A 6,891-nucleotide genomic window follows, 5' to 3' on the forward strand; every position below is an offset into this window, starting at 1 on the left:
TTCTCGCCGAGAATGTTTTTTTGCGCCTGCTCTGAGAGTTCATGGACAGCTTTGCAGTTCATAAGCACATTTGATTTTTCACTATCAATAACCACCAGACAATACTGTTCAGACACTGTGTCAAAGTAACTTGTCATGACTCTTGCACCCCACGCATCCACATGCGTTTGCTCCTCTATTTTTCGTATTTCCGCACAAACCGTGGAAGACGCCACCAATAAGACTGTCAAAACGAGTTTTCTCATCGAATGTACTCCAAATGTCAAAGATCAAATCATAAGAAAGCCAGAATTTGGCTTGCCCCTTCAATGAGAGGTCAATCTTCGACATTCCTTCCAATGAAAAGTTCCATCGTTCGTTGGTTTTTTACAACGGCACTCATTCATATCCGCTTTTCAAAAAGCCGAATGCACCATTTCAGCACAACTTCAAACGTTTATTCTCTGCTTTTTTGGCCTCACGCCGGGCTCTGAAAAAGGAGGAAATGATTTCGCTACACTCCTCTTCAAGAACCCCGGGAGTCATTTCCACCCGATAATTCATATAGGGCAACTCCAATGTTCGGCTCTGACTGACCAGAGCCCCGGCCTTGGGTTCCGGGGCACCAAAAATCACCCGTTTTAGCCGACTGTGGATAATCGCTCCGGCACACATGGTGCAAGGTTCAAGGGTCACGTAGAGTTCACAATCCACCAATCGGTAGTTGTTGAGGGTGGCGGCCGCTTCCTGTAAGGCCATTACCTCAGCATGGGCCACCGGATTGCAGCCGCTGATGGGCTGGTTAAAACCCCGGCCTATTATTTCGCCACCCCTGACCACAACGGCCCCGACCGGAACCTCATCTTTTTCCCGGGCTTTTTCCGCTTCCTTCAGGGCCTCGCGCATCCAGAGGCTATCCGTGTTTTGATCTGCCAAAAAAGAATCTCACTACTCAACGAAGAAACTGCCGTGAGTTAACGATTCAACTCACACGTAAAAAAAAAGTTGAAACAAGTATACAGACGTTCGCCACTTTGACCGATAAAGACACTAATCAAGTTCTGGAGTTCTCCGGATCGGGTGTTCAGGAATTCTCCAACGCAATGCAAAAGAGCGATATATACTGAGAGTTAATTATCGTTATTTCAGTTTCTGACTAAGTACCATTGGAGGGTATGATCGAATGAGTTACAAGCAAAATGTAGAAGAGAATATACAGCATTTTGCAGAGAGCATCGGTCTGGGCGAGCTCAGCTTAAATGAACACGATGCCTGCGGTCTCTGTTTTGATGATACCCTGATCGTGAATATGGAATATCTGGAAGAAGACGAAGCACTGGTGTTTGTCTCTTCAGTAAAACCCATGGATGCTCACGACGATGCCAAAACCAGCCTCTACGAAAAGCTCCTGTCACTGAACCTTCAGCATCACAGTATGCAGGGTGCTTTTCACGCTCTGAACCATGACAAGTCTGAAATTCTGCTGATTCGCTCTATGCAGGCTTCGTCGGACTACGGCAACTTTGAGTCCACCCTGGAGAAGTTCGTCAACACACTTGAATGGGTGATCTCCGAGGTGAATAATACTGAAAGCGATGGTACCGCACCACCCAAAGAGAGTGGTCCAAAGCCTCCTCCCACCGCTCCCGGCGGACCTGGAGACATGGGTATGATGGTCTGATTCTTGATCAACACACCGAAAAAGAGGGCTTATTCAGCCCTCTTTTTCTTTCTGACTAATCAAATCCTGAACAGAAAAAAAACAACGGGTAACAAAGGAGACGGGGATCGTGGCCGAAGCACTTAACTACCTCACTTCTGCGCTTCAAAATGCGGTTGAAAGCAGCCGGCTACTGGATATTCGTGGCCGTGTTACCGAAGTACAGGGCATGATCATCAAAGCGGCGGTTCCCGGTGTCAAGATTGGCGAGTTGTGTGAGCTGGTGACGCCAAACGATGACAGGACCAGCTACGCCGAGGTCGTTGGCTTTCAGGGGCACGAAACGGTACTCTCTCCCATGGGTGAAATCATGGGTATCTCCTCCACAACAGAAGTGATTCCCACGGGTAAGGTTCACCATGTAGGCGTTGGCTCTCACCTTCTGGGTCACGTGCTTGATGGTATGGGAAACCCTTTAAACCCGGAAGCCTTCGACGGAGTGGAGCCTGAGACCTGGTATCCGGTTTATGCCGACAGTCCTGACCCCATGACTCGCCAGATCATTGATAAACCATTACCACTGGGCCTGAGAGTCCTGGATGGCGTACTGACCTGCGGAGAAGGACAGCGTATGGGGATCTTCGCTGCCGCCGGCGGTGGTAAGAGTACGCTGCTCTCGATGCTGGTTAAAGGGGCTGAAGTGGATGTCACAGTCCTCGCGCTGATCGGTGAAAGGGGACGGGAACTCAGGGAATTTATCGAGCATGATCTGGGCCCGGAAGGCGTCAAGAAGTCCGTCATTATCGTTGCCACTTCTGACAAATCGTCCATGGAAAGAGCCAAAGCGGCCTATACTGCCACAGCCGTCGCAGAGTATTTCAGGGACAAAGGTAAAAAAGTCCTTCTGCTAATGGATTCCGTCACCCGTTTTGCCCGTGCCCAGCGTGAAATAGGTCTGGCAGCCGGCGAGCCGCCAACCCGTCGAGGTTTTCCACCCTCAGTCTTTGCCACGCTTCCCAAGTTAATGGAGCGTGCCGGTATGTCTGATACAGGTTCAATCACAGCACTCTACACCGTACTGGTAGAAGGTGATGATATGACTGAACCGGTAGCGGATGAGACCCGATCCATTCTGGACGGACACATCATCCTTTCCAGAAAGTTGGCTGCCGCTAACCACTACCCGGCCATTGATGTGCTATCCAGTGCCAGCCGTGTCATGAATGCCATCACCCCGGAAGAGCACAAAGCCGCAGCGGGCAAACTCAGGGAACTTCTGGCCAAGTTCGAAGAGATTGAACTGCTGGTTAAGGTCGGTGAGTATAAAGCGGGCTCAGATGCAGTGGCGGATGAAGCCTTGCGGAAAATAGACGCCATAAGAACCTTCCTGAAGCAGCGCACCGATGAACTGAGTGACTATGACACCACCATCCAGCAACTGCGTCGTGTCGTTGGAGTCTGATCTGAATGCTGCACGAACTTCTCAAGGTTAAGCAGATTCGGGAAAAGTCTGCTCAGGACGAAGTTCGCAAGTGTGAATATCGTCTGGAGCAGGCTCAGCTGGAAGTCAAAAACAAAGAGCAGGAACTGGAAGAGTACATTGACTGGCGCTGTAAAGAAGAAGAAAGGCTCTACGATAACATTATCAATACTGCGGTGAAGCAGAATGAACTGGATCAGCTAAAAGCCAAGGTAGCCCAGATGCGTGAAAAGGATGTTCTGCTGGAACAGGCCATCAACGAAGCCAGACAGAATGTCGAAAAGGCCAAAGAACAGCTTGAGCAGGCCCGTGAAGATCATGCGAAAGCCATGCAGGCTGTGGAAAAGTTTGAAGAGTTTACCAAAGCTCAGGACGAGGAAGCCGCAAAGGAAGCCGCTCGCCTCGAAGATCTGGAAATGGAAGAATTTACTGTTCGTCCGAAATTCTAGGGTGCACAGATCGCAAGGAGGCCAACCATGCAGCCCACACACTCTAATCAGAATGTTCAGCAGAATAGCAACAACCAGCCCGCTCAAAATCAGAGCCAGAATCAGAGCCAGAAAGTGTCTGAGGATCAGGCTTCTGACTTTTCCAAAAAAATGAAAAAGAAAGAAGATCCGAAAAGTACCAAAGGGGAATCCAAGGGCGATCAAAGCCTTGAAAGCCTGATGGCAGAGCGCAGAAAAAGTGCCAAGGAAGCTCTGGAAGGCAAGTTCAAAGACCAGGGCGGTGGCCGTGAAGGTCAGGAAGGTCAAAAAGGTCAGGAAGGTCAAAAAGGTCTGGAAGAGGGTGCCATGCAGTCTCTGCGTGACGGCACTGAGCATGTGATCGGTCAGGTTAGGGAAACCCAGCAGGCCTCTGAAGTTCAATTGAAAAGCATTCAGGCCGTCAGTGGCCCCAAAGAAATCAATGAAGTCATCAACAAGCTGGTTGATAAAATCATGGTGTCTTCAAAAGACGCTATCGAAGGAGCCGAAGTTCGAATCACTCTGAAAGACAATATTCTGCCGGGCACCGAAATCCGTATTCAGAGAGTCTCTGGTGAACTGCAAGTGACCATGAATACCTCTTCAGCAGACTCCCACAACTTTCTGCAAGCCAATGAAGCCAGCTTGATGAAGAATCTCGAAAAGCTGGGTGAAAAAGTTCAGGTCAACATCAACCTGTCTGGCGGAGGTGGCGAACAGAGTGAGGGGCGTTCCCGGCAGGAGTACGTGGGTGAAGAAGAACAGGAAAACGATGATTCCTGAGAGAACGGATAAACACTGATGGAACCAATACCACTGAAGTTTGAATCAATATCAGCAACCGAGCTTCAGTTGGGGCAGCTCCTGTGTCGTCGCAAAACCCGCTACCAGATTCAACTGAACGGTATCGAATTCACTGTCTCTCTTGCCGGTCTTGATCACCAGACCTCCAGCTGGCAGGCCGATATAGAACTGGCTGGCTACCCCAACAAACTCTATCTGGGCCATCAGGTTCTGGATTTTCTTTTGCCCAAAAAGCTCGACCATCAAATCATTAAAAAACTGCCTGAAAGTCTTCGTGAAGCGGCTATTTCGAGCAGCCTGACCCCCTTGTTTAATTTTTTGGGCCAGATGCTGGGTCAGTCTGTCACACTCACTCATCTCAAACCTGCCGAGCAAACAGACGCCCCTTTAATTGCAGTGGATCTTGAAGCCGGGAGCATCCGTTCCAGCATTCAGATTGAGTATTCCGAGGTGATAGAGAACCTGTTGAAGTCAATTCCACCTCATCAATCTATCTCACTGCCCGATATACCTTTATGGGTATCCCTGCAAAAAGGCAGTACCTCACTGAACCGCAGTGAACTCAATGATCTGGAAGAAGGCGACATTGTTTTTCTGGAAAAATATGTCAGTCACTCAGAGGTGATTGTAAAAATCAAACAGAATGCTGCGTTTCTCGGCACTCTTGAGGATACCCGGCTCACTATTTCACAGAGGCTTCAGCCGATGGAAGATTATTCTGCCCAAGGGTACACAGAGCATGAAGAGCCTATGCCAGAAGGCGAAGCTCCGCAGGCACCTGCTACCCCTATTGATCTTCATGATTTGCCCGTGATGCTGATGTTCGAAGTGGGCGAACAACAGCTGACATTCGCAGAATTGCAAAGCCTGACGCCTGGGTATGTTTTCCAGCTCAGTAACCCTGTGGAAGCACCGGTCAAGATCAGAGCCAATGGCCAGCTGATTGGTAAATGCCAGTTGGTGGAAATAGAAGGCCGCCTCGGAGCCCGGATTACAGAACTCACGGGAAAGACCGAATCCTAATAACCAGGCAGTACATCCAGTAGAGCAGGTTCCCGCCATGGAAAGCGGCATACTGAATTTGACCAGCCCATTTTATTTGATGGTGCCACTGGCACTGATGGCGCTGATTCCATTCATGGCAGTCATGGGCACTTCTTTTTTGAAACTGGTGGTGGTCTTTTCCATTCTCAGAAACGCCACCGGTCTTCAGCAGATTCCTCCCAACATTGCCATGAACGCGCTGGCCATTATTTTGACACTCTACATCATGGCACCTATAGGCTATCAGTCTTATGAATTGCTGGAACCTGAAAAGATTAATTTTGAGGATCTGTCCTGGATCGAATCCTTCAAGCTGGCCAGCGCCCCTTACAAGCAATTTCTCAAAGACAACACCAACGAAAAAGAGCGTAACTTCTTTCTGAAGTCTGCACGCCTTCTGTGGCCAAAAAAATACCAGCAGGAACTCTCGGGGGATGACTTTATTGTGCTGCTGCCCTCTTTTTGTATCACGGAATTGACCAAGGCGTTCCAAATTGGCTTTTTGCTCTATTTGCCTTTCATCGTCATCGACCTGATCGTCTCAAACATCCTGCTGGCCATGGGTATGATGATGGTCTCTCCCATGACCATATCCCTGCCTTTCAAACTGCTCCTGTTTGTCTTGCTGGACGGTTGGACCCGTTTGATTCAGGGACTGGTATTAAGTTATGGCTAGAAAGCCTCAAGGGAAAAGAGCATGGTAGATTCGGACATCATTCAGCTGACAGCTCAGGCACTGATGCTGACTCTGGTTTTATCCATGCCTCCGATCATTGCCGCGGCTGGCGTAGGTCTGCTGATCAGTTTGATCCAGGCCCTGACCCAGATCCAGGAGCAAACCCTGCCCTTTGCCTTCAAGCTGATTGCCGTCATCATCAGCATCTTTGCCACTGCCCGATGGTTGGGCATTGAGATTTATCATTACTCTCTGGCCATCATGAACAAAATTCCGGACCTATAACCGGGTAATCCGCCATGGTCATCCCAATAGATGAGCTAAAAGAGTGGTTTTATGTATTTACCATGGGCATGCCCAGAATTGTTGCCCTGTTCACTCTGATCCCTTTCCTGCACAAGCGCATGCTGGGTGGCGCCATGATGCGAAATGGCATTTGCGCCTGCATGGTCCTGTTTCTCCATCCTATGCTGGCAGAACACAAACCCGATGAAGCCCTCACCATTTATGCTACGGCCGGATTTGTTCTTAAAGAAGCTTTTATAGGGGCCATTATCGGGTTTTGTATCACCATTCCATTCTGGGCACTGGAATCGGCGGGTTTCTTCATTGATAACCAACGGGGTGCTTCCATGGCCAGCGCCCTGAATCCTCTGTCCGGTGCGGAAACTTCCCCCATGGGTGTCTTGTTCTCTCAGGCTTTTACCGCTATTTTCATGGTCAGTGGCTTATTTCTGCTGTTGCTGCAAAGTCTGTTCATCAGCTATGACGTATGGCCTGT

General features: G+C 49.3%; 10 protein-coding genes. 8 read left to right on the top strand and 2 right to left on the bottom strand.

The window, feature by feature from the left end; translation table 11 throughout:
* On the bottom strand, positions 1-245 hold a 245-nt coding region (locus tag KDK19_RS00355), incomplete at its 3' end, for a hypothetical protein (RefSeq protein WP_257291099.1).
* Between the two features lie 172 nt (positions 246-417).
* The gene (gene tadA / locus KDK19_RS00360; RefSeq protein ID WP_257287530.1) at positions 418-915 is read right to left on the bottom strand and encodes a tRNA adenosine(34) deaminase TadA; all 498 of its coding nucleotides are present in this window, start codon (positions 913-915) and stop codon (positions 418-420) included.
* Positions 916-1,162: 247 nt separating this feature from the next.
* Between tadA and KDK19_RS00365 the strand changes: the two genes are divergently transcribed.
* The 8 genes from KDK19_RS00365 to KDK19_RS00400 all read left to right on the top strand — a co-directional run.
* Positions 1,163-1,660, top strand: coding sequence for a type III secretion system chaperone (locus KDK19_RS00365; RefSeq protein ID WP_257255325.1), 498 nt, complete (start codon positions 1,163-1,165; stop codon positions 1,658-1,660).
* Between the two features lie 109 nt (positions 1,661-1,769).
* A complete protein-coding gene (sctN, locus tag KDK19_RS00370; protein ID WP_257279772.1) occupies positions 1,770-3,101 on the top strand; it encodes a type III secretion system ATPase SctN in 1,332 nt (443 codons plus the stop codon).
* A 5-nt stretch (positions 3,102-3,106) separates the two neighbouring features.
* Positions 3,107-3,568 carry a type III secretion protein gene (locus KDK19_RS00375; protein WP_257255323.1) on the top strand — a complete coding sequence of 154 codons (462 nt, stop codon included), beginning with the start codon at positions 3,107-3,109 and terminating at the stop codon, positions 3,566-3,568.
* A gap of 27 nt (positions 3,569-3,595) precedes the next feature.
* Positions 3,596-4,369 carry a type III secretion HpaP family protein gene (locus tag KDK19_RS00380; RefSeq protein WP_257255322.1) on the top strand — a complete coding sequence of 258 codons (774 nt, stop codon included), beginning with the start codon at positions 3,596-3,598 and terminating at the stop codon, positions 4,367-4,369.
* Positions 4,370-4,387: 18 nt separating this feature from the next.
* A complete protein-coding gene (sctQ, locus tag KDK19_RS00385; RefSeq protein ID WP_257255321.1) occupies positions 4,388-5,413 on the top strand; it encodes a type III secretion system cytoplasmic ring protein SctQ in 1,026 nt (341 codons plus the stop codon).
* Positions 5,414-5,450: 37 nt separating this feature from the next.
* Positions 5,451-6,110 carry a type III secretion system export apparatus subunit SctR gene (gene sctR / locus KDK19_RS00390; RefSeq protein ID WP_257255320.1) on the top strand — a complete coding sequence of 220 codons (660 nt, stop codon included), beginning with the start codon at positions 5,451-5,453 and terminating at the stop codon, positions 6,108-6,110.
* 21 nt (positions 6,111-6,131) lie between these two features.
* Positions 6,132-6,395, top strand: coding sequence for a type III secretion system export apparatus subunit SctS (sctS, locus tag KDK19_RS00395; RefSeq protein ID WP_257255319.1), 264 nt, complete (start codon positions 6,132-6,134; stop codon positions 6,393-6,395).
* Positions 6,396-6,409: 14 nt separating this feature from the next.
* Positions 6,410-6,891: EscT/YscT/HrcT family type III secretion system export apparatus protein (locus KDK19_RS00400; protein ID WP_257291100.1), on the top strand; the 482-nt coding region annotated here is incomplete at its 3' end.

The sequence above is a fragment of the Endozoicomonas sp. ONNA1 genome (assembly GCF_024606325.1).
Taxonomy (GTDB): domain Bacteria; phylum Pseudomonadota; class Gammaproteobacteria; order Pseudomonadales; family Endozoicomonadaceae; genus Endozoicomonas_A.